The organism is Arthrobacter sp. ASL1 (assembly GCF_056680475.1).
This window is the reverse complement of record NZ_CM155284.1, coordinates 3,583,158-3,609,044: the sequence shown is the minus strand read 5'-3', so window position 1 is coordinate 3,609,044 and position 25,887 is coordinate 3,583,158. Positions and strand designations below refer to the sequence as shown.

Sequence of the window (25,887 nt, the reverse complement as noted above, 5' to 3'; positions counted from 1 at the left end):
CCGCGGGCGCCATCGCGTTCAGTGGCGGGGCGTTGCGGAGTAGCTGGCGACGGACAGGTTGTCCTCGGCGAGCACCACCTCGGCATCCAGCTCGTTGCCGTGCAGCAACGGCACGAGCCAGCGCGGGGAGTCCTCCCACATCTGCGCCATCGGCAACCGGTCCACCGGGTGCCAGGCCGGGGAGAGCTCCGCGGTCCGCCGTGGCGTGCCCGTGGTGGTCCCGGCTCGGAACACCGTGCAGTGCATGTCCGACGCAGGGCTCGCCGGGAAGATGAAGCGGACGGTCGCGATCTCATGCAGGCTCGATGGGTCCGCTTCAAGCCCGGTTTCCTCGGCCAGTTCGCGGGCGGCGGCCTCCGGCGCGGTCTCCCCCGGTTCGATCTTCCCGCCCGGCAGCACGAACTTACCGTGCCCGAATCCGCGCAGCTTGTGCCCCAGCAGGACCTCGCGGCGGTCGGCCGGGCCCCGTTGGAGCAGGCAGAGGACGACGGCGGTACCCTGCTGGCCGGCAAGGCCCGGCTCAGCCACGGGCCCGGGGGTGCGCCGCGGCGTAGACCTCGCGCAGGGTCTGGGCGTTGAGCATGGTGTAGACCTGTGTGGTGGTGACCGAGGCGTGCCCGAGCAGTTCCTGGACCACGCGGACATCGGCACCACCTTCGAGCAGATGGGTGGCGAAGGAATGCCGCAGCGTGTGCGGTGAGACATCCTTGTTGATGCCCGAACGTTCCGCGGCCGCCTTGAGCACCGACCAGGCGGATTGCCGGCTAAGCCGTCCGCCCCGACGGTTCAGGAACAGGGCGGGGGTTGCCTGTCCCTTGGCGGCCATGCCCGGCCGCCCCCGGACCAGGTAGGCCTCCAATGCCGTGGCCGCATAGGAGCCCAGCGGCACGATGCGTTCCTTGGACCCCTTGCCGAACAGCCTTACGACGGCGGGTCCCTCGGCGGGCCGCTCCAGGTGCAAGTCGTCGACGTCGAGCCCGACGGCCTCGCTGATGCGTGCGCCGGTGGAATAGAGGAACTCGAGCAGCGCCCGGTCGCGCAGTCCCGCTTCGGTGTCGGTGGGCACTGATTCCAGGATCGCGGTGACCTCGGGGACGCTGATGGCCTTGGGCAGCCGCTGCCCGACGGCCGGTGGGTGCAGGTCCGCCGCGGCGTTGTCCGGAGTCAGGCCCTCGAGCGCCCAGAAGCGATGCAGTCCGCGGACGGCGACGATGCTGCGTGCCGCGGAGCGGGCACTGAGTGGGGCACCGCCGTCGGAGCCGTCACGGAGCGATTGTGCGAAGGCCGTGAGGTGGTGGCGGGTGATGTCGGTGGCCGATACGACCTCCTGGACCGCCAGGAACAGCGCATAGCGCTGCAGGTCGCGGCGGTAGGCGGCGACGGTGTTGGCGGCCATCCCCCGCTCGACCGCGACATGCTGGAGATAGGAGGCCACCTCGCGGGCCAGCGGTCCGGGAACCTCGCCCCGGCCCCCGGCGGAGGGTTCCGGTGTCACGACCGTGGACATGCGCTCACCGGCCCCTACCCATCCGATGACCGGAGACGGGGATGGGCGGTCCACGGATCGTTGGCAGCACGCAGGCCGGTGAATCCAGTGGCCCGGGCGGCCGAGGCGGCCAAAACCCCGGCGACGGCCGAGAGATTGTGGATGCGGCCGGCCAGGACGGCCTGCACCGCCTCTTCGAGCGGAACCCACTGCCACTGCATTTCGGCCTCCTCCTCGGTGCGCTCGAAGCGCTCGTGGCCGGGGACCACGCGGGGTTCGCGGGCCAGGTAGATCCGCAGGGCCTCGCTGGAGGAGCCCGGGGAATTGAACATCTCCACGAGCAGATCCCACCGGCCTGCTGTCAGGTCTGCCTCTTCGGAGAGCTCACGTGCCGCGGCGTCGAGGGGTTCCTCTCCCGCCACGTCGAGCAGGCCCGCAGGGATCTCCCAGAGCGCCATGCCCACGGGGTGGCGGTACTGCCGCACCAGCAGGACCCGGCCCTCTGCGTCGAGGACGAGGACGGCGACCGCACCGGGGTGGTCGATGTAGTCGCGGACGAGCGGCTGGTGGCCGGCGGACAACTCGAAGGTGTCCTGCCTGACGTTCCAGATGCGGCCCTCATACACCGTCTCGGAATGGAGCACTCGGCGCGGGCTGGGCTCGTCGCCCAGCTCCGCGCCGTGTGGACCGTGGTTGGTCATGACCTACCGTCCGGCCTTCTGGTGCTCCAGCCCCGCCTTGATCAGCCCCGTGAAGAGCGCGTGCGGACGGGTCGGGCGCGAGCTGAGTTCCGGATGCGCCTGCGTCGAGACGTAGTACGGGTGTTTCGACGCCGGGAGCTCGACGAATTCGACGAGCTTGCCATCCGGTGAGGTCCCGGAGAAGACCAGTCCGGCTTCCTCGAGCTGGGCCCGGTAGGCGTTGTTGACCTCGTAGCGGTGGCGGTGGCGTTCCGCGACCTCAGTTGTCCCATAGGTTTCGGCCACGACGGTGCCTTCACCGAGGACAGCGTCATAGAGGCCGAGGCGCATCGTTCCGCCCAGGTCACCCTTGCCGGCGACGATGTCCTCCTGCTCGGCCATCGTGGCGATGACTGGATGCTGGGAATCGGGCTCGAACTCGGTGGACGAGGCGTCGTCCAGACCGGCGACATTGCGGGCGTACTCGATGACCATCGACTGCAGGCCCAGGCACAACCCGAGCGTCGGCAGGCCGGTCTCGCGGGCGAACTTCAGGGCACCGAGCTTGCCGTCGAGGCCTCGGATGCCGAATCCGCCGGGCACGCAGATCGCGTCGACACCGTGCAGGGCCTTCTTCGCCCCGGCCGGGGTGGCGCATTCGTCCGAGGGGACCCAGCGGATATTAACCCGCGTCTCGTTGGCGAAGCCTCCGGCACGCAGGGCCTCGGTGACCGAGAGGTAGGCGTCGGGCAGCTCGATGTACTTGCCGACGAGGGCGACCTCGAGCTCGTGGTCCGGGTGGTGCACGGCGTGCAGCAGCCGGGTCCACTGCGTCCAGTCGACGTCCTTGAACTTCAGGCCCAGGGACTGCACGATGTGGGCGTCGAGGCCCTGGTCATGGATGATGACCGGGATGTCGTAGATGCTCGGTGCATCCGCGCAGTTGATGACCGCTTCGGGGTCTACGTCGCAGGTGCGGCCGAGCTTTTCGCGCATCTCGTCGGGGATCTCGCGGTCGGAGCGGATCACCAGGGCGTCCGGCTGGATGCCGATGGACCGCAGCGCGGCCACGGAGTGCTGGGTCGGCTTGGTCTTCAGTTCGTGCGAGGGGCCGATGTAGGGCACCAGCGACACGTGGACGAAGAAGACGTTGCCGCGTCCGACGTCCTGGCGGACCTGGCGTGCCGATTCGAGGAACGGCTGGGATTCGATGTCGCCAACGGTGCCGCCGATTTCGGTGATGATCACGTCGGGGGCGTTCTGCGCCTCGGAAGGCAGGCGCATCCGGCGCTTGATCTCGTCGGTGATATGCGGGATGACCTGGACCGTGTCACCGAGGTAATCGCCGCGTCGTTCCTTCTCGATGACCCGGGAGTAGACCTGGCCGGTGGTCACGTTGGCGGACCCGTCGAGGTTCTCATCGAGGAAGCGCTCGTAGTGGCCGATATCGAGGTCGGTTTCCGAGCCGTCGTCGGTCACGAAGACCTCGCCGTGCTGGAAGGGGTTCATCGTGCCGGGATCCACGTTCAGATAGGGATCCAGTTTTTGCATTGTCACCGTGAGGCCACGGGCCCGCAGGAGGTGACCGAGGCTGGAGGCCGTCAGTCCCTTGCCGAGGGACGAGGCCACACCACCGGTGACAAAAATCTGCTTGGTAGTTTCGGACCGGGACTTGGAAATTGTTCGCTGCACCACGGAATTCGAGCCTATCATCTATTCGCCGGACGGGTTGTGGCCACTCTACTGCCCGGACCGCACCCCATCGTCCGCGGAGACGACATCAGCACGGTCCCACATGGCCTAGGTTGCCAGCCCCGACATGGCCTGGCGTGCCGCCTCGAGCAATTCCTCCGCGTGGGCCTGGGCCGTGTCGGAGTGTTCCTGGCCGGCCAGCATGCGAGCCAACTCACGTACGCGGTCGGCCTCGTCGAGTGTCAGCACGTCGCTGGCGGTGAAACCGGCACCGTCCTGCGCCTGGGCGTCGGAGTTCTTGATCACCCGGATGTGGCGTTGCGCGTAGGCCGCCACCTGGGGCAGGTGGGTCACCACGATCACCTGGACGTGCCGGGCGAGCATGGCCAACCGCTTCCCGATCTCCACGGCGGCCTTCCCGCCGACGCCCGAGTCGACCTCGTCAAAAACGAAGGTCGGCACCGGGTCGGTTTCCGCGAGGACCACCTCGATGGCCAGCATCACGCGGGAGAGCTCGCCGCCGGAGGCACCCTTGCCCAGGGGGCGCGGAGCGCTGCCGGCGTGGGGCTGGAGCAGCATGGCGATGTTATCCGCCCCGTGGCGCGCCGGCTCCTCGAGGGTGCCGACCTCCACGACGAACCGGGCGTCGGGCATGGCCAGCGCAGCCAATTCGTCGCTGACCCGCTCGGAGAGCCGTACCGCAGCAGTGGTGCGCAGCGCGGTCAACGCGGCAGCCTGCCCGCCCAGCCGCTCCCCCAGGCCCTCCAGCCGGGCGTTGAGGGCCTCGATGCGGCCGGAATCGTCCTGCAGATCCATGTGGCGTCGGCGGGCCGTCTCGGTCCAGCCGATGACCTCGTCGATGGTCGGGGCGTATTTGCGGATGAGCTGGTTGAGTGCGGCACGGCGTTCCTCGACCTCCGCCAGCCGACCGGGGCCATCACCGTCCAGGGATGCCAGGTAGCTGCCCAGCTCCATGGTCACGTCGGCCACGAGGATGCCGATCTCGTCGACCCGGGAGCCCAGGGCCCGCAGCTCCGGGTCGTCATCCGCGACCATCTCAAGGGCCCGCTTGGCGGTGTCCACGAGGCCGACGGCGTTGGGTTCCTCGCTGAACTCGTCCCCGGTGAGTGCCCCGTGTGCGGTCACGGCGGCCGACCGCAGGCCCTCGACGTTGGAGAGCTTCTGGGCTTCGGCCTTGAGCTCCGCGTCCTCGCCGGGACGCGGGTCGACGGCGTCGATCTCCTCGAGCGCGATCTGCAGCGATTCCGCTTCCCTGACCCGCTCACGGGACGCCGAGGTGATCTCGTCGAGTTCGACGGCCACCGCCTTCCAGGTATCGAAGGTCTCCTGGTAGGCGGTCCTCGCGGCGGCCAGGTCCGGCCCGCCGAACTTGTCGAGTGATCCACGTTGGGCGACGGCGCTGCGCAGGCGCAGCTGGTCGCTTTGACCGTGCACGGCCACCAGGTGCGTTCCGAGCTCGGTCAGCAGCCCCACCGGGGCGGAGGTGCCGCCGACGGCTGCGCGACTGCGTCCCTCCGCGCTGAGGATGCGTGCAAGGATCAACTCGGCGGCGCCGTCGTGCTCCTCCACCATGGCCCCGCTGTCCTCGGCGCGGGCCAGTGCCGGACTGCCGGAGGGCAGCCGAAGAGTGGCTTCGGCGACCGCCTGCTTGGCGCCGTGGCGGACGGCTCCGGCGTCGGCCCGGTTGCCCAGCAGCAGCCCCAGCGCGGTGACGACCATGGTCTTGCCGGCCCCGGTTTCGCCGGTTACGACGGTGAATCCCGGGTCCAGTTCCAGGGTGGCCCGGGTGATGACGCCGAGGTCCGATATGCGGATCTCCTCGATCATGGGTGCTGCTCCGTCTCGGGGCGCGGTTGGTAGTTGCGCGGCTCGACGACCTGCAGCGGCGGGGTGATGATCGGCAGGGCGGAGGTCTCGGCGTCCCGGTGGACCTCGGAGACGGGGCCGCGCCAGCCGCTGGTGGGAAGTTCGAACTTGCGCACCAGCCGCTCGCTGAACGGAGTGCGGTTGACCCGGGCCAGCCTGACGGGCTTCGTCGATCGGGTCACCTCGACGCGGGCCCCCGGTGGCAGGTCCAGGGTGCGGCGTCCGTCGCACCAGAGCACGCCCTGGGCGTCGGTGCGGGAGAGCAGTTCGATGGCCATGGTGGAGGTCGGGGCGACCACCAGGGGCTTGGCGAAGAGGGCGTGGGCGGAGATCGGCACCATGATCAGCGCCTCGACACCGGGCCAGACGACCGGTCCCCCGGCGGAGAACGCGTAGGCGGTCGAACCGGTGGGGGTGGCCATGACGATCCCGTCGCAGCCGAAAGTGCTGATCGGGCGGCCGTCCACCTCCATCACCACCTCGATCATGCGTTCGCGGTTGGCCTTCTCCACAGCCGCCTCGTTCAGCGCCCACGTATGGGCGATCCGCCGATTGCCGAGCCAGACCTGCACGTCGATGGCCATGCGCTCCTCGACCACGTAGTGCCGGTTCACCACCCAGTCCACGGTCTGCCTCAGGTCGGCGCGCTCACTCTCGGCGAGGAACCCGACGTGGCCCAGATTGACGCCGAGCAACGGCACGGCGGAGTCGCGGACCATCTCGGCGGCTCGCAGGACGGTTCCGTCCCCGCCCAGGACCATGCCCAGATCAATGTCGCTGAGCTGGACGTCCTCGCCCAGGATCTGCACCTCGAGGCTCTTGCCATCGGGGGCGTTGTGCAGGTTGCGGACCTCGTCGCGACGCATGACGGGAACGAGCCCGGAATCACGCAGTCGAAGACAGGTGTCCAGCGCCGCGCGGAGTGCATCATCCCGCCCGGTATGCGCCAGGACCAGTATTCGTCTCATGCGTTCCTTCCCTTGTGGACCTACTTCACCGTAGACGAAGGTATGTTCGAATCGTCTCCCGGACACGGGATTTTCGGGAGATCGGGATCAGGTTCAAGAATAGTCAATTTCGGCCAGTCTGGCGGTTTCGGTGTCGGAATGTGGGTAATGGGCGGCTGAACCGGCACGCAACCGGAGGAAGAACTCCACGTTGCCGTCCTGGCCGGGCAATGGGCTCCGTGCCAGTTTAGCCAGTCCCAAACCGGCGTCGGCTGCCGCCCGCACCACGCCGGAGACGGCCGAACGACGTAATTCCGCACTGCCGACAACGCCGGTGCGTCCCAGGTTGTCCCGGCCCACCTCGAACTGGGGCTTGACCATCAGGACCAGATCACCGGATGGCCGTGTGACCGCGGCCAACGCCCCGACGACCAGTCGCAGGGAGATGAACGAAAGGTCGGCGACCACGAGGTCGACGTCACCGCCGATCATGGCCGGTGCCAGATGGCGCACGTTCATCCCCTCGTGGACCTCCACGCGCGGATCGTTGCGGATCTGGTCGACCAGCTGTCCGTGGCCAACGTCGACGGCGACGACCTTTCCGGCACCGCGGCGCAGCAGAACGTCCGTGAAGCCGCCGGTGGAGGCCCCTGCGTCCAGGCACCGGCGCCCGGAGACCTCGATGTCGGTGAAGATGTCGAGGGCCCCGGCCAGCTTGTGGCCCGCACGGCTGACGAATTCCTCGTCGGTCCCCTCCTGCACCGTCAGCTGCTGGGCCGGTCCGACCTGCTTGGCCGCGCGCGTCGCCGGCAAGCCATCAAGGCTGACGCGCCCGGCGGAAACCAGCTTCGCGGCGTGGGTGCGTGAACGCGCCAGCCCGCGGGCAACAAGTTCCTGGTCGAGCCGGTTCATGCGTCCGCTGGGTCCTCGTCGAGGACGTGGCGGAGCCCGTCGTGGAGTGCGCCGTACACGGCCTGGTGGTCCTCGATGGGCAGGGCGTCCAGCCCATCCAACGCCTCGAGCTGCGCGTCGACGGCTGCATCACCGGTCGGCCCGGGACCGGGCCGGACCTGCTGGTCGTCCAAGATGTTCCTCCTCGCTGCGGACCTGTGGTGGCGACACCGGGTGGGTGCCCTATGAGCTGAAGTTGAGGTCCGGCGTCGTGTGCTCGGTTGCCCGCGGGTTGGCATACCACCACGCGCAGCACGCCGCACGCCAGGCATCCAGGTCATCACGCGACCCGGTCACGGTAATGGCATCGCCCTCTACGCCGGCACGAGCTGCTCCGCAGACAATCTGCTTGCCGGTGGCCCGCACGACGGGATAATCGCTGAAGAGTTCCGCCAGGGTCCCCAGGATGTAGCGCGGTCGCTGGTCAGCGGGCGCGCCGAGTACGGCCGCCGCATCGTCGATGCCGGTGAGGACGAGAGCGGTGGCGAAACCCGCACGGTTTCCGCCGAGGATGTCCGTGTCCAGGCGATCACCGACCACCAACGGTCGGGACGCCTCGAGCTGTTCGGCGGCAACCTGGAAGAGCAGCGGCTCGGGCTTGCCGGCGACGACCGGCCGGACCCGGGTCGCCGTGGCGACGGCCTGGACCAGCGAGCCGTTGCCCGGGGCGATCCCACGGGCCCGCGGGATGGTCATGTCGGTATTCGTCGCCACCCAGACCGCGCCGGCGTTGATGGCATGGGCGGCCTCCGCGAGGTCCCTCCAGTTCACCTCGGGGTCGAACCCCTGGATGACTGCTGCCGGGGACTCCTCCGCCGACTCCGCCAACGCCAGGCCACGGGCGACGATGCAGTCACGCAAGTAGGCGCTGCCGACGACCAGGACCTTGCTCTTCGCCGGGATCCGCTCGGCCAGCAGGTCGGCGCCGGCATCAGCCGACCCGAAGACGCTCCCGGCGTCCGCGGGGGCGCCGAGCTGGCGGATGTGCCGGGCGACGACCTCGGGAGAACGGGAGGCGTTGTTGGTGATGTATGCCAGTTCGACGCCGACGCCGGCCAGGCGCCCCAGGGCCTCGGGGGCCCCGGCAATGGCGTCCGGGCCGGCATAGACGACGCCGTCCAAGTCGGACAGGACGGCGTCGAAGGCGGATATCAGCATGGAGGGCTAACTCCTACTTTTCCGTATCGAACGGGTTTGAGTGGGCGTCCGGCGCGCTTCCGGCGACTGGTTCGTCGCCTTCACCGTCCGTCACGTTGGACGTCGAGTCCTCGGAGGGGGCATCGTCCGAGTCCTCGTCACCGTCCTCATCCGAGTCTGCGCCGCTGTCCTCGTCCGTTGCCGGTGCAATATCGGATTCATCGTCGGCAGAAGTCTCGGGCTGCTCCAACGCGCGATCCGTTACCGGTTCGGTGCCGGCGTCATTGACCAGGTCACGGGCACGTGGCCTGCCACTGGGTGCTTCTTCATCGTCTTCGTCTTCGCCAAGGTCCATGATGTCCGGATCGGAGAATTCACCGACGCCCAGGGCACGCTCGGCCAGCGATATCTGGCGGCGCCAGAGCTCGGCTTCACCTTTCTTGCCCAGCGCCTCGAGAGCCATGGCGTACGCCTCGAACAACCGGGGGCTGAATGAAAATGCCCGGTTGATGTCCAGTTGTGGGATCTGCAGTTCCGCAAGCGCAGCTTCACGATTGCCCAGATCCGACTGTGCCCCGGATGCCACGATGGCCATTTCGACGCGACCCGGTGTGTCGAGGGACTTCGCCTCTTCGCTGTGGGCGGTCTCGAGCGCCTTTTCGGGCTTGCCCAATCCCCGTTCACAATCAGCCATGACCGGCAGGTGGATGTTCGAACCGCTGATGCGGCGGAAGGTCCGGAATTCGCGCAACGCTTCGGCGTAGTTGCCTGCGGTGTACGCGGTCAGGCCAACTGCCTCACGCACGACGGCGACACGACCTCCGCGACGGCTCGCTCCCATGGCATGCTCGTAGGCAACCTCGGGGTCGATGTCGATAAGACGACCGGCCATCACCAGGTGCTTCGCCACCCAATCGAAGTTCTTTTCATCTAGGTAGCGCAGCTCGGCGCGGGTGATCCGGTCGAGCTCCTTACCCGTGACGTCGGGATCGATCTCGGGGGAACGCGGGCGGTCTGCTCGGTTGGATACGCGCAAGTCGGCAGGATTATGTGCCGGACGTTCGCCTTCCTCCAGACCGGGGAAGTTGCGCCGCGTGTCGTCACCGCTGTTCAGATCGCGCGAGGGCCGATCATCACTCTTGCCGCGGTAGCCGCCGTCGTTCCGCTCCGGCTTACCGCGGAAGCCTCCCTCGCGGCGGTCGTTACCGCCACGGAAACCACCTTCGGAACGCTCCGGCTTACCGCGGAAGCCTCCCTCGCGGCGGTCGTTACCGCCACGGAAACCACCTTCGGAACGCTCCGGCTTACCGCGGAAGCCTCCCTCGCGGCGGTCGTTACCGCCACGGAAACCACCTTCGGAACGCTCCGGCTTACCGCGGAAGCCTCCCTCGCGGCGGTCGTTACCGCCACGGAAACCACCTTCGGAACGCTCCGGCTTACCGCGGAAGCCTCCCTCGCGGCGGTCATTGCCGCCACGGAAACCACCGTCGTTGCGATCGTTGTTCCCACGGTAGCCACCCTCGGAACGCTCCGGCTTACCGCGGAAGCCTCCCTCGCGGCGGTCATTGCCGCCACGGAAACCACCGTCGTTGCGATCGTTGTTCCCACGGTAGCCACCCTCGGAACGCTCCGGCTTACCGCGGAAGCCTCCCTCGCGGCGGTCATTGCCGCCACGGAAACCACCGTCGTTGCGATCGTTGTTCCCACGGTAGCCACCCTCGGAACGCTCCGGCTTACCGCGGAAGCCTCCCTCGCGGCGGTCATTGCCGCCACGGAAACCACCGTCGTTGCGATCGTTGTTCCCACGGTAGCCACCCTCGGAACGCTCCGGCTTACCGCGGAAGCCTCCCTCGCGGCGGTCATTGCCGCCACGGAAACCACCGTCGTTGCGATCGTTGTTCCCACGGTAGCCACCCTCGGAACGCTCCGGCTTACCGCGGAAGCCTCCCTCGCGGCGGTCATTACCGCCACGGAAACCACCGTCGTTGCGATCGTTGTTCCCACGGTAGCCACCCTCGGAACGCTCCGGCTTACCCCGGAAGCCACCTTCACGACGGTCGTTGCCGCCCTGGAAGCCACCCTCGCGCCGGTCGCGGTCGTTCGATCCGGAGCGCTTGGACTTGTCGTCCCGCGGCCCTCGGAAGTTATTGCGTTCGTCAGCCACGGTGGCCGTTCCTCTCTGAGATCCGGCCGGGCCGCATCTGGGTTACATCTCGGGTGCCCTGGGAATTGTCCTAGGGGCTTCATAAGCTCATTCAATCTTAGACGAGTCGTCACAATCGCACCTGCTGCGGTTCAGGAAGCTGTACCGACTGCGAGTTTCGCCTGTTAACGAGTTGAGGCCCTCAACCAGGGGCTGAGGGCCTCAACTTCAATGATGGTCCGGCGGCGTCCTACTCTCCCACACCCTCCCGAGTGCAGTACCATCGGCGCTGTGGGTCTTAGCTTCCGGGTTCGGTATGGGACCGGGCGTTTCCCCCACGCTATGACCGCCGTAACTCTTCGACCCGATCCAAGCACCCCGGGGGGTGTTTGGTGGGAAAACCAGTTACCGTGCGCTCCCCCAACCCCTGGAGGGGGTGTGGGGTGCGTTGGTGTATCTATTCTATTATGGCCAGGCGCTCCCCGACCAACCAGCACACCCCGCCATGGGGGTGTTTCCCACCACAACCCGGACCCACAAAGTGGGTCGGGTGGTGGTGGTGTGGTTGGTTGGGGGTTGTTGTCCCGCAACCGCATAGTGGACGCAGCATGCTTGCCCACACACAAGGTGTGTGGTGTTTTGTGGTGTAAGTTATCGGCCTATTAGTACAGGTCAGCTCCACGGGTCTTTAGTCCCCGCTTCCACATCCTGCCTATCAACCCAGTGGTCTGGCTGGGGGCCTCCCACACGATAAACGTGTATGGAAATCTCATCTCGAAGTGGGCTTCCCGCTTAGATGCTTTCAGCGGTTATCCCTTCCGAACGTAGCAAATCAGCGGTGCACTTGGCAGTACAACTGACACACCAGAGGTTCGTCCGTCCCGGTCCTCTCGTACTAAGGACAGCTCTTCTCAAATTTCCTGCGCGCGCAGCGGATAGGGACCGAACTGTCTCACGACGTTCTAAACCCAGCTCGCGTACCGCTTTAATGGGCGAACAGCCCAACCCTTGGGACCTACTCCAGCCCCAGGATGCGACGAGCCGACATCGAGGTGCCAAACCATGCCGTCGATATGGACTCTTGGGCAAGATCAGCCTGTTATCCCCGAGGTACCTTTTATCCGTTGAGCGACGGCCGTTCCACAACGTGCCGCCGGATCACTAGTCCCGACTTTCGTCCCTGCTCGAGCTGTCACTCTCACAGTCAAGCTCCCTTGTGCACTTACACTCGCCACCTGATTGCCAACCAGGCTGAGGGAACCTTTGGGCGCCTCCGTTACTCTTTAGGAGGCAACCGCCCCAGTTAAACTACCCATCAGGCACTGTCCCTGACCCAGATCATGGGCCGAAGTTAGGAATCCGGTACGGCCAGAGTGGTATTTCAACGATGACTCCACGAACACTGGCGTGCCCGCTTCAACGTCTCCCACCTATCCTACACAAGCCGCACCGAACACCAATACCAAACTATAGTAAAGGTCTCGGGGTCTTTCCGTCCTGCTGCGCGTAACGAGCATCTTTACTCGTACTGCAATTTCGCCGAGTTCATGGTTGAGACAGCGGGGAAGTCGTTACTCCATTCGTGCAGGTCGGAACTTACCCGACAAGGAATTTCGCTACCTTAGGATGGTTATAGTTACCACCGCCGTTTACTGGGGCTTGAATTCCCAGCTTCGCCCACAAGGGGCTAACCGGTCCTCTTAACCTTCCAGCACCGGGCAGGAGTCAGTCCGTATACATCGTCTTGCGACTTCGCACGGACCTGTGTTTTTAGTAAACAGTCGCTTCCCCCTGGTCTCTGCGGCCCCGATCCCCTCCCACCAGCAAGTGGTGTTCAAGGTTGGGGCCCCCCTTCTCCCGAAGTTACGGGGGCATTTTGCCGAGTTCCTTAACCATGATTCTCTCGATCGCCTTGGTATTCTCTACCTGATCACCTGTGTCGGTTTGGGGTACGGGCGGCTTGGACCTCACGTCGATGCTTTTCTTGGCAGCATAGGATCACCGGATCACCCACCAAAGTGGGCGCCTATCGGGTCTCAACCTATGTGAACGGCGGATTTGCCTACCGTTCGGCCTACACCCTTGGACCAGGACGATTCCATTGCCTGGCCCGGCTACCTTCCTGCGTCACACCTGTTAATACGTTGACCTCGCTGGCTCGGGTCCCGCGCCTCGCACCCGATACCCTTCCCGAAGGAAGGATGGTGGGTGTCTGGGGCGGTTAGCATCGCCAGTCCGGTAGGGACGGTCCTTCACCGGTACGGGAATATCAACCCGTTGTCCATCGACTACGCCTGTCGGCCTCGCCTTAGGTCCCGACTCACCCAGGGCAGATTAGCTTGACCCTGGAACCCTTGATCATTCGGCGGACGGGTTTCTCACCCGTCTTTCGCTACTCATGCCTGCATTCTCACTCGTGCCGTCTCCACCACTGGTTCACACCGTGGCTTCACTGCCGGCACGACGCTCCCCTACCCACCCAGGCGGCTGGACCACGAAGGCCTACCTATGTACCTGGATGACGCAACTTCGGCGGTGTGCTTGAGCCCCGCTACATTGTCGGCGCGGAATCACTTGACCAGTGAGCTATTACGCACTCTTTCAAGGATGGCTGCTTCTAAGCCAACCTCCTGGTTGTCTTCGCAACTCCACATCCTTTTCCACTTAGCACACGCTTGGGGGCCTTAGTTGGCGTTCTGGGCTGTTTCCCTCTCGACTATGAAGCTTATCCCCCACAGTCTCACTGCCACGCTCTGACTTACCGGCATTCGGAGTTTGGCTGACGTCAGTAACCTTGTAGGGCCCATTAGCCATCCAGTCGCTCTACCTCCGGCAAGAAACACGCAACGCTGCACCTAAATGCATTTCGGGGAGAACCAGCTATCACGAAGTTTGATTGGCCTTTCACCCCTACCCACAGCTCATCCCCTCCATTTTCAACTGAAGTGGGTTCGGTCCTCCACGCGCTCTTACACACGCTTCAACCTGGCCATGGGTAGATCACTTCGCTTCGGGTCTAGACCGCGCCACTGAACGCCCTGTTCAGACTCGCTTTCGCTACGGCTTCCCCACACGGGTTAACCTCGCGACACGGCACTAACTCGCAGGCTCATTCTTCAAAAGGCACGCCGTCACCACAACAAGGTGGCTCCGACGGATTGTAGGCACATGGTTTCAGGTACTATTTCACTCCCCTCCCGGGGTACTTTTCACCTTTCCCTCACGGTACTTGTCCGCTATCGGTCATCAGGAAGTATTCAGGCTTACCAGGTGGTCCTGGCAGATTCACACGGGATTTCTCGGGCCCCGTGCTACTTGGGATACCAACACAAAGCGGCGGAGGACATTACGGCTACGGGACTAACACCCCCTATGGTCCGGCCTTCAAACCGGTTCGCCTATGCACCCGCACCTCACTTCCCCAGTCCGGCAGAACTGGAATGGCTGGTCCCACGACCCCGCCCATGCAACGCCCGCCGGCTATCACACATGGATCGGTTTAGCCCCATCCGCTTTCGCTCGCCACTACTCACGGAATCACTGTTGTTTTCTCTTCCTGCGGGTACTGAGATGTTTCACTTCCCCGCGTTCCCTCCACGCAGCCTATGTGTTCAGCTACGGGTCACACGACATGACGCCGTGCGGGGTTTCCCCATTCGGAAATCCTGGTATCAACGTCCGGTTATCGACTCCTCCAGGCTTATCGCAGATTCCCACGTCCTTCTTCGGCTCCTGATGCCAAGGCATCCACCATGCGCCCTTGAAAACTTGACCACAAAAAGGTCATTCCACAAGAGCATTTGATCGAGAGAACCACCAACACCCAAAAGATGCTGGGGATTCTCAAATAATTGCTTTCGCAAACACAACACACAAAAGACCACCCACCCCAAAAAGGGTAGGCAGGCCAATCACGCGTTGTCCTTGCAAGATGCTCGCGTCCACTATGCAGTTCCCAAACAACAACCCCGTCACACCCACCACCAGCACCACCAACCCCCCAAAAGGGACCGGATCAAGGTACGTGGCATAGGCCATGCGCGGGAGCCAAAACAAACAAAACCCAACCACCACCACGACCGACACCAGAAGTGCCGGCACGAACCGGTAAAAGGGGCCTGTTGTTTCAGGGCCCAACAGTGTGCCAAAGACCCGAGGACCATTCACATCCCCCGGCATCGTTCCAACAACCCCGTCAACGGGACTGCGTACTGGATAACCGGGATCCGCGGATCCCAGGCCATGATTCGTTGACATTCCACCCATGAGCACCCGCCTGCCAACACAAGTGGCAGAAACGGGCAAACACTGAACACCACAAGAAAACCCACCAAGTGGCAGGCCCCGCGATGCTAGCTGCTCCTTAGAAAGGAGGTGATCCAGCCGCACCTTCCGGTACGGCTACCTTGTTACGACTTAGTCCCAATCGCCGGTCCCACCTTCGACGGCTCCCTCCCACAAGGGGTTGGGCCACCGGCTTCGGGTGTTACCAACTTTCGTGACTTGACGGGCGGTGTGTACAAGGCCCGGGAACGTATTCACCGCAGCGTTGCTGATCTGCGATTACTAGCGACTCCGACTTCATGGGGTCGAGTTGCAGACCCCAATCCGAACTGAGACCGGCTTTTTGGGATTAGCTCCACCTCACAGTATCGCAACCCATTGTACCGGCCATTGTAGCATGCGTGAAGCCCAAGACATAAGGGGCATGATGATTTGACGTCGTCCCCACCTTCCTCCGAGTTGACCCCGGCAGTCTCCCATGAGTCCCCACCACTACGTGCTGGCAACATGGAACGAGGGTTGCGCTCGTTGCGGGACTTAACCCAACATCTCACGACACGAGCTGACGACAACCATGCACCACCTGTGAACCGGCCCCAAAGGGGAAACCACATTTCTGCGGCGATCCGGCCCATGTCAAGCCTTGGTAAGGTTCTTCGCGTTGCATCGAATTAATCCGCATGCTCCGCCGCTTGTGCGGGCCCCCGTCAATTCCTTTGAGTTTTAGCCTTGCGGCCGTACTCCCCAGGCGGGGCACTTAATGCGTTAGCTACGACGCGGAAAACGTGGAATGTCCCCCACATCTAGTGCCCAACGTTTACGGCATGGACTACCAGGGTATCTAATCCTGTTCGCTCCCCATGCTTTCGCTCCTCAGCGTCAGTTAATGCCCAGAGACCTGCCTTCGCCATCGGTGTTCCTCCTGATATCTGCGCATTTCACCGCTACACCAGGAATTCCAGTCTCCCCTACATCACTCTAGTCTGCCCGTACCCACCGCAGATCCGGGGTTGAGCCCCGGACTTTCACGGCAGACGCGACAAACCGCCTACGAGCTCTTTACGCCCAATAATTCCGGATAACGCTTGCGCCCTACGTATTACCGCGGCTGCTGGCACGTAGTTAGCCGGCGCTTCTTCTGCAGGTACCGTCACTTTCGCTTCTTCCCTACTGAAAGAGGTTTACAACCCGAAGGCCGTCATCCCTCACGCGGCGTCGCTGCATCAGGCTTTCGCCCATTGTGCAATATTCCCCACTGCTGCCTCCCGTAGGAGTCTGGGCCGTGTCTCAGTCCCAGTGTGGCCGGTCACCCTCTCAGGCCGGCTACCCGTCGTCGCCTTGGTGGGCCATTACCCCACCAACAAGCTGATAGGCCGCGAGTCCATCCCCCACCGATAAATCTTTCCACCACCCCCCATGCGGAAGGAAGTGAATATCCGGTATTAGACCCAGTTTCCCGGGCTTATCCCAGAGTCGGGGGCAGGTTACTCACGTGTTACTCACCCGTTCGCCACTAATCACCCGGTGCAAGCACCGGGATCATCGTTCGACTTGCATGTGTTAAGCACGCCGCCAGCGTTCATCCTGAGCCAGGATCAAACTCTCCGTAAAAAAATACAGACACAGCCAACAACCCAAGGGAAAACAAGGGAAGGACTGCACCAAGTTACTGAACCCGGCAAATATGTCCCTGCGAGCACACGGGGGTGCACCCACAAAAGACCATTCACCAATTCATAAAAAATCGGTGTCAACAAACATGGCACACTATTGAGTTCTCAAACAACAGACAACTAACGATTCCAAGCAAACCGCAGATTTTTCAAACTGCTTTGTTTTTGCTTTTCTCTCGTTGTTACTAAGCTAATTTATTGGATTGTTTTCTCGTTGTCAAATCGGTGTTTTTGATTTGATTTCGATCATCCAGGTCTTCCCCCACCCTCATGTTCGTGATCAAGGCGTACGAAATACACTCGAGATTATCGATTATTTGAAGGGGTTCGGTCGCTGTCCGGGAAGCTTTCGTTTCCGTTGTCCGCTGCAGTAGCGGCGGCGACAAGAGAAAACATTACACGTGCGGCTGGGGCTCTGCAAATCGGCGCCGTTGTCGAAAGACGACCGCCGATGTGGACTCTGGTTCCGCGGGATTCCGCGGATCAAACGACTCCTACCGGCTACGGCCAGGCCCCTCGGGTACACAAAAGACCGGCTGGCCCCGACGTGATTCACGTCTCGGGCCAGCCGGTCTTGGTTGCCGCCTGCGGCTCCAGCGAAGTGGCGATGACCGCCCGGAACCGTTTTAGTCGGATACCTCGACCATCGCGAGGTTCTTCTTGCCGCGCCGGACCAGGAGGTACCGGCCGTGTAGCAGCGCGGACGGATCCATGATGGCGTCCGCGCCGGCTACCTTGATGTTGTTGACGTAGGCGCCGCCCTCACCCGCCGTACGGCGTGCCGCCGACTTGGATTCCGACAGACCGGTGGCGACGAGGAGCTCGACCACGGACAGCGCGTCGGTCGACACCTTCGCACTCGGCAGTTCGGCAGTTGCTGCCACCAGGAGATCCTCGTCCAAGTCCTCAAGCGCCCCTTGGCCGAAGAGCGCGGCGGAAGCGGCAATGACTTTCTCGGTCGCTTCCACGCCATGGACCAGTGAGGTCACGTCATAGGCCAGCTGGCGTTGGCCGGCACGGGCGAATGGGCGTTCGGCTACGTCGCGCTCTATGTTCTCGATCTCCTCCCGCGTCCGGAAGGTGAACACCTTGAACCGGCCAGACACGTCGGCATCGGCGGTATTGAGCCAGAACTGGTAGAAGGCATATGGGCTGCACATCTCGGCATCGAGCCAGATGGCGTTGCCCTCGCTCTTGCCGAACTTGCTGCCGTCCGAGTTGGTGATCAGCGGCGTACCGTAGGCATGGACGGTGGCACCCTCGACCTTGCGGATCAGCTCGGTTCCGCTGGTCAGGTTCCCCCATTGGTCCGACCCCCCTGTTTGCAGGCGGCAGCCGTAGTCGCGGTACAGCTCCAGGTAGTCCATGCCCTGCAGGATCTGGTAGCTGAACTCCGTGTAGCTGATGCCCTCATCGCTATTCAGGCGCGAGGCGACGATGTCCTTCTTGACCATCGTCCCCACCCGGTAGTGCTTGCCGATCTCGCGCAGAAAATCGATGGCACTCATCGGCGCCGTCCAGTCGAGGTTGTTCACGATCCGCACCGCGTTGGGGCCGTCTGAAGCCAGGAACCAGCTGACCTGACGTTGTAGCTGGCCTACCCAAGCGTTGACCGTTTCCTTGGTATTCAGCACCCGTTCGGCGGTCTGTCGCGGATCGCCGATCAGCCCAGTGGAGCCGCCCACCAATCCCAGCGGCCGGTGGCCCGCCAACTGGAGGCGGCGCATGTTCAGGAGTTGAACCAGGTTACCCAGGTGCAGCGATGCCGCAGTGGGATCGAAGCCGCAGTAATAGGTGATCGGATCCCCCGCGAGCATCTGTTCGAGCTCGGCTTCATCAGTGGAAACGTGGACCAGGCCACGCCACTTCAGTTCCTGCCAGATGTTGGGGAAGGACGGATCGTTCTGCTGTCCCGCAATCGCGGGATTCAATTCACTGATTGACACGCCATTAAACCTAGCAGCATGCCGCCCGGGATCAGGCCCCGGTTTCGATTCCTGCTGGTATGTTGCCGCTGGCCAGGACATGCAATCGCTGTGTCGCTCGGGTCATGGCCACATACAGGTCGCCCACGGTCCCCCCTGCCTCGTCAACGATTTCCTGGGGTTCGAGAATCATGACGACATCGAATTCCAGACCCTTGGATGCGGTGGCCGTGGTGACCACGATGTCCTGGTCAAGGGCACCGGATCCGCTCCCCACGCGCCGCCCGTATTCCTTCACCACGGCAGTGCGCACCTCCCGGATCCTGCTCGAGGGAACGATGACGGACACCAGCCCCCCATCGGCGATCCTGATTTCCTCGGGAAGCGCGGCCAGCGTGGCCTCCACCAGTCCATCGGATGCGACCCGGTCGACGACCGGTGGCCAATCGCCTTCCCGAACGGCCTTGGGCGTCGATACGGCCAAGCCGGCTTCTTGGGCCATCCGGGCAGCCGACTCGGCGATCTGGACCGGGGTCCGATAGTTCACGGTCAGTTCCTCCAGGTCGAAGCGTCCGCCAACGAACGGCTTCATGGCAGCGGCCCAGCTGCCGGCGCTGGAGGCTGAACTGGCCTGGGCGATGTCACCCACGACGGTGAAGGACTTGAGCGGGCACCGCCGCATTAGCAACCGCCACTGCATCGGAGAGAGCTCCTGGGCTTCGTCGACCACCACGTGACCGTAGGCCCAGGTCCGGTCGGTGGCCGCGCGCTCCGCGGCCGTGAGACGCTGGCCCGTTTCCTCATTGAGATCGGCCAGTTCCTCCGCACTGACCGACCCGTCGATGCCGATCTCGGCAAGCGTCGCGCTGACGTTCTTCAGGGTCTGTTCGGCGTTGGCCAAGTCTCGCTTGCGGCTGGCCTCTGCCTGGGCCTTCTCATGGCCGACGCTCGCGTCGAAGACTCCCAGAAGCTCGGCGGCCTCATCCAACAGTGGAACGTCGGCTTCGGTCCACGGCGCGTCGGCAGCCCGGCGCAGTGTCCGGCGTTCCGCATAGGACAGGTCCGGAGCCACCGTCTCCAGGGTCTCCGGTTTCGTGTAGAGGTCCGTGAGCAGCTGTTCTGGGCTCATGGGCATCCAACACAGGTTCAAGGCGATCCTGACGTCGCGTGACGAGCGGACGTCCTCGATCAGGTACGACCGGTCGGCGGCGTTGCCGTTGCCGGATGAGTCCTCGAGCTTCTGCTGCAGTTGGTCGGCGAGCTCGCGCAGCATGACCTTCACGAATGTGCCACGCGCCTCGTTGTAGGGCTTGCCAGTGGCTCGGGCCTTGTCACCCGCACGTCGGACCTGGCGCGGGTTGATCGTCAACGGGGTGCCCTCGACAACCACGCGCCGCGGCCCCGCGGGCACACGCTGGCGGTTGGCGACGGCGCGGGCGATGACATCGGCCATGCCGAGTTGGCCCTTGATGCGCGCGGCCTCCCGGTCCTGCTCGGGGACGGCATTGATACCGGGCATCAGGCGTCCGACGGAGGACATCACGACGCCGGTCTCCCCTAGCGACGGCAAAACACGTTCGATGTAGCGCATGAAGGCAGTCGACGGGCCGACCAGCAGCACGCCGGCCGACTTCAGCCGTTCGCGATGCTCATAGAGCAGGAATGCGGCACGGTGCAGGGCCACTGCTGTCTTGCCGGTTCCGGGGCCACCCTGGACGACGAGAACACCCGCCAGGGGGGAACGGATGATCCTGTCTTGCTCGGCCTGGATGGTGCTGACGATGTCCGCCATGTGGCCGGTCCGCCGGCTCGTCAGGGCCGCCAGCAGGGCGCCCTCCCCCTGGTGGGAGACACCCTCGGCCAGAAGTTCGGGATCCAGGACGTCGTCTTCGAGTCCGACGACGGTGCGCGACTTGAGGATCAGGTGGCGACGACGGCGCACGCCGTGGCGTTCGAAGGCCGTCGCCTGGTAGAAGGCGCCAGCCTCTGGGGCACGCCAGTCGACCATGAGCCGTGACTGGTCCGCATCGGTCATCCCGATGCGGCCAATGTAGTGGCTGGTTCCAGCCCCCTCGTCGTCGGTGCCCTCCAGGTCCAGGCGGCCGAACACGAGGCGGTCCTCGACGGCATTGAGCTGCGCCAGGCGGTTCTCGTAGAGGTTGGCGAAGGAGTCGCGCTCGGAGATGTTCTGCAGCGAGCCCACGGCCCCACTGCCCCTGACTCGGGACAGCTGCCGGGTCTTCTCCTCACGCAGCGCGTCGAGCCGGCGGTACAACCGTTCGACATAGGCCCGCTCTCGCTCCAGTTCAGGGGCGGGTGAGGGTGACTGCGGCATGGAATCCTCCTGGTGCGAAATGACAGGCCGACAAGTCTACCGGTTGTCCGGTCGCCCGCGGACAGATGACGATCAGACTTCTTGTAGTGACACGATGCGCTGCCCGGCAAGCCGCTGGCGCCCACCGAGCTCCGTGAGCTCCAGGACGACCCCAACGCCTACCACTTCGGCGGAGGCCTTCTGCAGCAGGGACACCGCCGAATTGATGGTGCCTCCCGTGGCCAGCACGTCGTCAAGGACCAGGACACGGGTACCCGGCGCGACATCGTCGCGATGCAACTCCAGCGTCGCCGTGCCGTATTCGAGCGTGTAGTCCTCGGAGTGGAGGGCCCGCGGGAGCTTTCCCTTCTTGCGGATGGTCACCATTCCCGTCCCACTGGCGTAAGCGGCAGCTGCAGCCAGGACGAAGCCGCGTGCCTCGAGCCCGGCGACGGCATCGAACGTCCCGGCGAAAGGTGCGATGATCTCGTCCACCATCCGCCTCAGGCCCTCGGCGTCGGCGAAGACGGGCGTGAGGTCCTTGAAGGACACGCCGGGCTGGGGGTAGTCGGGGACAATCGCACACAGGCGGTCCAGGAGTTCGGACATGGTCTCGGTCGTGGAATGCACGCATCCATACTAGTTCGTGCCCGGCGTGCCTCCAGCCGGTTTGCGGCGTTTGCGCGGCTGGGCGCGGCGATACACCGATACTGACTCCTCGCCGCCGAGCCAGAACCGCCACGGATATTCGTCGCTGCCGCCGGGCCCCGCGACGCCCACGCGGGGTCCGGTCCGCACACCGGGCTGCGCCACCGCAGGCAGCGGCGACAGGATCGCCCCACCTCCGGAGCCGATTCCGCCGTCTTCGCCGGCGCCGACCTCCTGCCCGGTGGCGATCTGCCATCCATCGCAGCCCAGGTCCAGGCCCAGTGCCTGGGCGAGCTTGGCCGGGCCATTGGCGAGGTCCCGCGCCCGGGCCGGGTTCCGCCGTCGTGCCCTGGCGGTTTCCTGCCCCGCAATGATCTCCCCGCCGCGCAGCAGCACCGCGGAGGCCCGCCCTTCGGTGCCGCAGACGATGTTGGCGCAGTGGTGCATCCCGTAGGTGAAGTAGCAGTACAACGTGCCGGGCGGCCCAAATAGCGAGGCGTTGCGGGTCGTACGGCCGCGGAACCCGTGTGATCCCGGGTCCCGTTCGCCCTCGTAGGCCTCGACCTCGGTGATTCGTACGGCGACGCGCAGGCCATCGCGCTCGACGGTGAGTATGGTGCCCAGCAGCAGCGGTGCGACCTCGAGCGCGGTGCGGGAGAGCTGGGGATCCGTTGCGGTCACCGTGTGGTAGCCAGCCCCGATGGCCAGGGCAGGAGGGTCGGCAGGTCGACGCCGTCGGCCGAAGCCGTCGCCCGCACGGGTCCCGAGGGTTCGCGTCCGGCCAGCCAGGCGGCGAGGTCGAATTCCATCCCGGTGACCACGTATCCGGTGGTCCCCCCGCCCACGGTGAGCGGTTGGCGTCCCGTGGGCTGGAGCAGCAGCCGGACATCGGAGGGCACCCGCAGGGAGAGGAATTCGAAGAGGTGGGCCGAGAATTCCGTGGGCCAGTCGGCGAGGGTGACCGTGGTGTCCAGGTCGGTGGCGTGGATGAGGACCTCGCGCCAGGCGGCCTTCACGCAGTCGGTGACGGTGCCGTCGCCGCGGAAGCTCGTTGCCGCGTCCCACCCGCCGGCGGGGATGTCCGTGATGGCCTCGTCGAGCAGGTCCAGGCCCTGGCGGACCCTGGTGGCCAGGGCGTCGGGTTGTTGCAGGGCGCCCAGTTCGATCCGCTCGTTGCGCCCGTCGATTCCTCCGTCGTAGAAGCCGATGCGCTCACCGCGTGCGGCGTAGGCCAGTTGCCGGGCCAGGGCACGGGTGACGCCGTCGAGGTGGGCCAGCAGGTGGGCATGGTTCCAGCCGGGCAGCGAGGACGGTGCGGTGAAGGCCTCGGGGGCGAGCGCCCCGAGTGCGGCGCGGGCCTGGGCGGTGGCGTCGTGGACTGCAGCGGCCAGCGACGCGGTGGTGGGCTGTGTCATGAGAGCAGACTACCGCCGTCGTCCAGCGTGGACGACGGCGGTAGGTGTGTGGCGTGGGAGCCTCAGGCCGCGAAGTCGCGCAGGGGGGCCAGCTGCTCCTTCAATGCGGCCAGCTGTGCGGCCACCGCGGACGGTGCCGTGCCGCCCTGCGAGGACCGCGAACCCAAGGAGCCGGCGGTGCTCAGGACCTCGCGGACCGCGGGGGTCAGTTCCGGGGAGATGGCGGCGAATTCCGCGTCGGTCAGGTCCCATAGCTCGACGCCGCGCGATTCGGCCTGGCGGACGGCCGAACCGGAGAGCTCGTGCGCGTCGCGGAACGGCACACCCTGGCGGACCAGCCATTCGGCGATGTCGGTGGCCAATGCGAACCCCAACGGCGCCAGTTCGGCCATGCGCGGCGTGTTGAACTTCAGCGTCGCGATCATCCCGGAGACCGCCGGCAACAGCAGTTCCAGGGTGTCGGTCGCGTCGAACACCGGTTCCTTGTCCTCCTGCAGGTCCCGGTTGTAGGCCAGCGGTAGGCCCTTGAGCGTGGCCAGCAGCCCGGTCAGGTCGCCGATGAGGCGTCCGGCCTTGCCGCGGGCGAGCTCGGCGACGTCGGGGTTCTTCTTCTGCGGCATGATCGAGGACCCCGTGGAATAGGAGTCGTGCAGCGTGATGAAGGAGAACTCCTTGGTCGCCCAGAGGATGACCTCCTCCGAGATCCGCGACAGGTCAACGCCGATCATGGCGGCGACCCAGGAGTACTCGGCAAAGACGTCGCGGCCGGCGGTGCCGTCGATCGAGTTCCAGGTGGCCGAGTCGAAGCCCAGGTCCGCGGCGACGGCGTTGGGGTCCAGCCCCAGCGAGGAGCCGGCGAGGGCACCCGATCCGTAGGGGGAGACCGCCGCCCGGCGGTCCCAGTCGGCGAGCCGCTGTACGTCGCGCAGCAGCGCCCAGGCGTGGGCCAGCAGGTGGTGCCCCAGCAGCACCGGCTGCGCGTGCTGCAGGTGGGTGCGCCCCGGCATGGCCGCATCCGGGTGCGCCTCGGCCTGGTCGATGAGTGCATCGATGGTCGCCAGCACGCCGCGGGCAACGACCCGCGCATGGTCCCGCAGGAACATCCGTCCCAACGTCGCGATCTGGTCGTTGCGCGAACGTCCGGCGCGCAGCTTGCCGCCCAGCGCCGGGCCGGCGCGTTCGATCAGCCCGCGCTCGAGCGAACCGTGCACGTCCTCGTCCGATTCGGCAGCCGTGTAGGTGCCGTCGGTGACGTCGGATTCGAGCTGGTCCAGGGCAGTGATCATGCCCTCGAGTTCGGCCGCGTCCAACAGGCCCGCAGTGTGCAGGACGCGGGCGTGTGCACGCGATCCGGCGATGTCGTAGCGGGCCAGCCGCCAGTCGAAGTCGGTCGACTTGCTCAGGGCCGCGAGGGCATCCGCGGGGCCGCCGGAGAACCGGCCACCCCACAGCGCGCCCTCGTTGGTGCCGTGTGACTCGGGCATGCCTACTTGCCCTCGGCCACGCGCTCGTCGCGCTCCGTGGCGACCTTGGCCGAGAGGCCGAAGATGTCGATGAAACCGCGGGCACTGGACTGGTCGAAGGCGTCGCCGGTGTCGTAGGTGGCCAGGTCGAAGCGGTACAGGCCGGTCTCCGAGCGGCGGCCCTCGACGACGGCCCTGCCGCCGTGCATCACCATGCGGATGTCGCCGTTGACATGGCGCTGCGTATCGGCCACGAAGGTGTCCAGCGAGCGCTTCAGCGGCGAGAACCACTGGCCGTCGTAGACCAGTTCGCTCCAACGCTGGGAAACGGTGGACTTGAACCGGGCCTGTTCGCGCTCGATGGTGATGTTCTCGAGGTGCTTGTGGGCCTCCATGAGTGCCATGGCACCGGGTGCCTCGTAGATCTCGCGGGATTTGATGCCCACCAGGCGGTCCTCGACGATGTCGATGCGGCCGATGCCCTGGGCGCCGGCGCGGCGGTTCATCTGCTCGATGGCCTCCAGTGGGGTGACGGCCACGCCGTCGATGGCCACCGGGATGCCCGAGCGGAACGTGATGGTGACCTCGTCGGGGGCTGGCGGGAACTCCGGCGAATCGGTGTAGCTGTAGACGTCCTTGGTCGGGGCGTTCCAGATGTCCTCAAGGTAGCCGGTCTCCACGGCGCGGCCCCAGACGTTCTGATCGATGGAGAACGGGTTCTTCTTGGTGGTCTCGATCGGGAGGTTGTTCTTCTCCGCGTAGTCGATGGCCTTGTCGCGGGTCAGGGCCAGATCGCGGACCGGGGCGATGCACTTCAGGTCCGGGCCCAACGTCTGGATGCCGACCTCGAAGCGGACCTGGTCGTTGCCCTTGCCGGTGCAGCCGTGGGCGACGGTGGTGGCGCCGAACTGCTTGGCGGCGGTGACCAGGTGCTTGACGATGACCGGCCGGGAGATGGCCGAGATCAGCGGGTAGTGGTCTTGGTAGAGCGCACCGGTCTGCAGTGTGGGCATGCAGTACTCGTTGGCGAACTCGTCCCGGGCGTCGGCCACGTAGGCCTCGACGGCGCCGCAGCCCAGAGCCCGGTCGCGTACGGTTTCGAGGGACTCGCCACCCTGACCGACGTCAACCGCCACGGCGATGACCTCGGCACCGGTGGCTTCGCCGATCCAGCCGATGGCCACGGACGTATCCAGGCCGCCGGAATAGGCCAAGACAATGCGTTCCTTCACGGGGTTCTCC

19 protein-coding genes and 3 rRNA genes are annotated in these 25,887 nt (G+C 65.1%); 1 reads left to right on the top strand and 21 read right to left on the bottom strand.

Annotated features, from left to right (window positions below; genetic code table 11):
* Positions 1-18: 18 nt before the first annotated feature.
* The 10 genes from AC1MEQ_RS17055 to AC1MEQ_RS17010 form a co-directional block, all read right to left on the bottom strand.
* The gene (locus tag AC1MEQ_RS17055; protein ID WP_479792413.1) at positions 19-528 is read right to left on the bottom strand and encodes an NUDIX domain-containing protein; all 510 of its coding nucleotides are present in this window, start codon (positions 526-528) and stop codon (positions 19-21) included.
* Positions 521-1,507, bottom strand: coding sequence for a site-specific tyrosine recombinase XerD (gene xerD, locus AC1MEQ_RS17050; RefSeq protein ID WP_479792411.1), 987 nt, complete (start codon positions 1,505-1,507; stop codon positions 521-523). The genes AC1MEQ_RS17055 and xerD overlap by 8 nt, the downstream gene beginning before the upstream one ends.
* Before the next feature lie 14 nt (positions 1,508-1,521).
* On the bottom strand, positions 1,522-2,187 hold the full coding sequence (locus AC1MEQ_RS17045; protein WP_479792409.1) for an NUDIX domain-containing protein: 666 nt from the start codon (positions 2,185-2,187) through the stop codon (positions 1,522-1,524).
* A gap of 3 nt (positions 2,188-2,190) precedes the next feature.
* Entirely contained in the window at positions 2,191-3,879 is a 1,689-nt protein-coding gene (locus AC1MEQ_RS17040) for a CTP synthase (protein ID WP_479792407.1), read from the bottom strand.
* Between the two features lie 87 nt (positions 3,880-3,966).
* On the bottom strand, positions 3,967-5,706 hold the full coding sequence (recN, locus tag AC1MEQ_RS17035; protein WP_479792405.1) for a DNA repair protein RecN: 1,740 nt from the start codon (positions 5,704-5,706) through the stop codon (positions 3,967-3,969).
* Positions 5,703-6,713, bottom strand: a complete 1,011-nt coding sequence (locus AC1MEQ_RS17030) for an NAD kinase (RefSeq protein WP_479792403.1) — start codon at positions 6,711-6,713, stop codon at positions 5,703-5,705. The genes recN and AC1MEQ_RS17030 overlap by 4 nt, the downstream gene beginning before the upstream one ends.
* Positions 6,714-6,806: 93 nt before the next feature.
* Positions 6,807-7,604: a TlyA family RNA methyltransferase gene (locus tag AC1MEQ_RS17025; protein ID WP_479792401.1), complete on the bottom strand. Its 798-nt coding sequence runs from the start codon at positions 7,602-7,604 to the stop codon at positions 6,807-6,809.
* Entirely contained in the window at positions 7,601-7,777 is a 177-nt protein-coding gene (locus AC1MEQ_RS17020) for a hypothetical protein (RefSeq protein ID WP_479792399.1), read from the bottom strand. Before AC1MEQ_RS17020 ends, AC1MEQ_RS17025 begins: the two co-directional genes overlap by 4 nt.
* Before the next feature lie 49 nt (positions 7,778-7,826).
* The gene (locus tag AC1MEQ_RS17015) at positions 7,827-8,801 is read right to left on the bottom strand and encodes an HAD-IIA family hydrolase (protein ID WP_479792398.1); all 975 of its coding nucleotides are present in this window, start codon (positions 8,799-8,801) and stop codon (positions 7,827-7,829) included.
* A 13-nt stretch (positions 8,802-8,814) separates the two neighbouring features.
* Positions 8,815-9,816, bottom strand: coding sequence for a tetratricopeptide repeat protein (locus AC1MEQ_RS17010; RefSeq protein WP_479792397.1), 1,002 nt, complete (start codon positions 9,814-9,816; stop codon positions 8,815-8,817).
* Positions 9,817-9,828: 12 nt separating this feature from the next.
* On the opposite strand from AC1MEQ_RS17010, the gene AC1MEQ_RS17005 reads away from it, so the two are divergent.
* Entirely contained in the window at positions 9,829-11,112 is a 1,284-nt protein-coding gene (locus tag AC1MEQ_RS17005; protein WP_479792396.1) for a hypothetical protein, read from the top strand.
* Positions 11,113-11,160: 48 nt separating this feature from the next.
* Here AC1MEQ_RS17005 and rrf read toward each other — a convergent pair.
* From rrf to AC1MEQ_RS16950, 11 genes are all read right to left on the bottom strand, one after another.
* Positions 11,161-11,277, bottom strand: a 5S ribosomal RNA gene (gene rrf, locus AC1MEQ_RS17000).
* Positions 11,278-11,564: 287 nt separating this feature from the next.
* A 23S ribosomal RNA gene (locus AC1MEQ_RS16995) occupies positions 11,565-14,697 on the bottom strand.
* A gap of 69 nt (positions 14,698-14,766) precedes the next feature.
* Positions 14,767-14,961, bottom strand: a complete 195-nt coding sequence (locus tag AC1MEQ_RS16990; RefSeq protein ID WP_479790613.1) for a hypothetical protein — start codon at positions 14,959-14,961, stop codon at positions 14,767-14,769.
* Between the two features lie 329 nt (positions 14,962-15,290).
* Positions 15,291-16,818 (bottom strand): 16S ribosomal RNA (locus AC1MEQ_RS16985).
* The 16S, 23S and 5S rRNA genes sit together here, the layout of an rRNA operon.
* Before the next feature lie 688 nt (positions 16,819-17,506).
* Positions 17,507-18,811 carry a tyrosine--tRNA ligase gene (gene tyrS, locus AC1MEQ_RS16980; RefSeq protein WP_479792394.1) on the bottom strand — a complete coding sequence of 435 codons (1,305 nt, stop codon included), beginning with the start codon at positions 18,809-18,811 and terminating at the stop codon, positions 17,507-17,509.
* 46 nt (positions 18,812-18,857) lie between these two features.
* On the bottom strand, positions 18,858-21,140 hold the full coding sequence (locus AC1MEQ_RS16975) for a HelD family protein (RefSeq protein ID WP_479792393.1): 2,283 nt from the start codon (positions 21,138-21,140) through the stop codon (positions 18,858-18,860).
* A gap of 72 nt (positions 21,141-21,212) precedes the next feature.
* On the bottom strand, positions 21,213-21,728 hold the full coding sequence (locus tag AC1MEQ_RS16970; protein ID WP_479796168.1) for an adenine phosphoribosyltransferase: 516 nt from the start codon (positions 21,726-21,728) through the stop codon (positions 21,213-21,215).
* 30 nt (positions 21,729-21,758) lie between these two features.
* On the bottom strand, positions 21,759-22,448 hold the full coding sequence (locus AC1MEQ_RS16965; protein WP_479792391.1) for a DNA-3-methyladenine glycosylase: 690 nt from the start codon (positions 22,446-22,448) through the stop codon (positions 21,759-21,761).
* Positions 22,445-23,182, bottom strand: a complete 738-nt coding sequence (locus tag AC1MEQ_RS16960; protein WP_479792389.1) for a maleylpyruvate isomerase family mycothiol-dependent enzyme — start codon at positions 23,180-23,182, stop codon at positions 22,445-22,447. Before AC1MEQ_RS16960 ends, AC1MEQ_RS16965 begins: the two co-directional genes overlap by 4 nt.
* Positions 23,183-23,244: 62 nt before the next feature.
* Positions 23,245-24,666, bottom strand: a complete 1,422-nt coding sequence (argH, locus tag AC1MEQ_RS16955) for an argininosuccinate lyase (protein ID WP_479792388.1) — start codon at positions 24,664-24,666, stop codon at positions 23,245-23,247.
* A gap of 2 nt (positions 24,667-24,668) precedes the next feature.
* Positions 24,669-25,877, bottom strand: a complete 1,209-nt coding sequence (locus AC1MEQ_RS16950; protein WP_479792387.1) for an argininosuccinate synthase — start codon at positions 25,875-25,877, stop codon at positions 24,669-24,671.
* Positions 25,878-25,887: the final 10 nt, after the last annotated feature.

What these genes read in the sequence shown, in the direction of transcription:
- xerD (WP_479792411.1), bottom strand. Translation starts at nt 1,507, where the DNA reads ATGTCCACGGTCGTGACACCGGAACCCTCCGCCGGGGGCCGGGGCGAG.
- AC1MEQ_RS17045 (WP_479792409.1), bottom strand. Translation starts at nt 2,187, where the DNA reads ATGACCAACCACGGTCCACACGGCGCGGAGCTGGGCGACGAGCCCAGC.
- AC1MEQ_RS17040 (WP_479792407.1), bottom strand. Translation starts at nt 3,879, where the DNA reads ATGATAGGCTCGAATTCCGTGGTGCAGCGAACAATTTCCAAGTCCCGG.
- recN (WP_479792405.1), bottom strand. Translation starts at nt 5,706, where the DNA reads ATGATCGAGGAGATCCGCATATCGGACCTCGGCGTCATCACCCGGGCC.
- AC1MEQ_RS17030 (WP_479792403.1), bottom strand. Translation starts at nt 6,713, where the DNA reads ATGAGACGAATACTGGTCCTGGCGCATACCGGGCGGGATGATGCACTC.
- AC1MEQ_RS17025 (WP_479792401.1), bottom strand. Translation starts at nt 7,604, where the DNA reads ATGAACCGGCTCGACCAGGAACTTGTTGCCCGCGGGCTGGCGCGTTCA.
- AC1MEQ_RS17015 (WP_479792398.1), bottom strand. Translation starts at nt 8,801, where the DNA reads ATGCTGATATCCGCCTTCGACGCCGTCCTGTCCGACTTGGACGGCGTC.
- AC1MEQ_RS17005 (WP_479792396.1), top strand. Translation starts at nt 9,829, where the DNA reads ATGTGCCGGACGTTCGCCTTCCTCCAGACCGGGGAAGTTGCGCCGCGT.
- AC1MEQ_RS16990 (WP_479790613.1), bottom strand. Translation starts at nt 14,961, where the DNA reads ATGGCCTATGCCACGTACCTTGATCCGGTCCCTTTTGGGGGGTTGGTG.
- AC1MEQ_RS16975 (WP_479792393.1), bottom strand. Translation starts at nt 21,140, where the DNA reads ATGCCGCAGTCACCCTCACCCGCCCCTGAACTGGAGCGAGAGCGGGCC.
- AC1MEQ_RS16970 (WP_479796168.1), bottom strand. Translation starts at nt 21,728, where the DNA reads ATGTCCGAACTCCTGGACCGCCTGTGTGCGATTGTCCCCGACTACCCC.
- AC1MEQ_RS16960 (WP_479792389.1), bottom strand. Translation starts at nt 23,182, where the DNA reads ATGACACAGCCCACCACCGCGTCGCTGGCCGCTGCAGTCCACGACGCC.
- argH (WP_479792388.1), bottom strand. Translation starts at nt 24,666, where the DNA reads ATGCCCGAGTCACACGGCACCAACGAGGGCGCGCTGTGGGGTGGCCGG.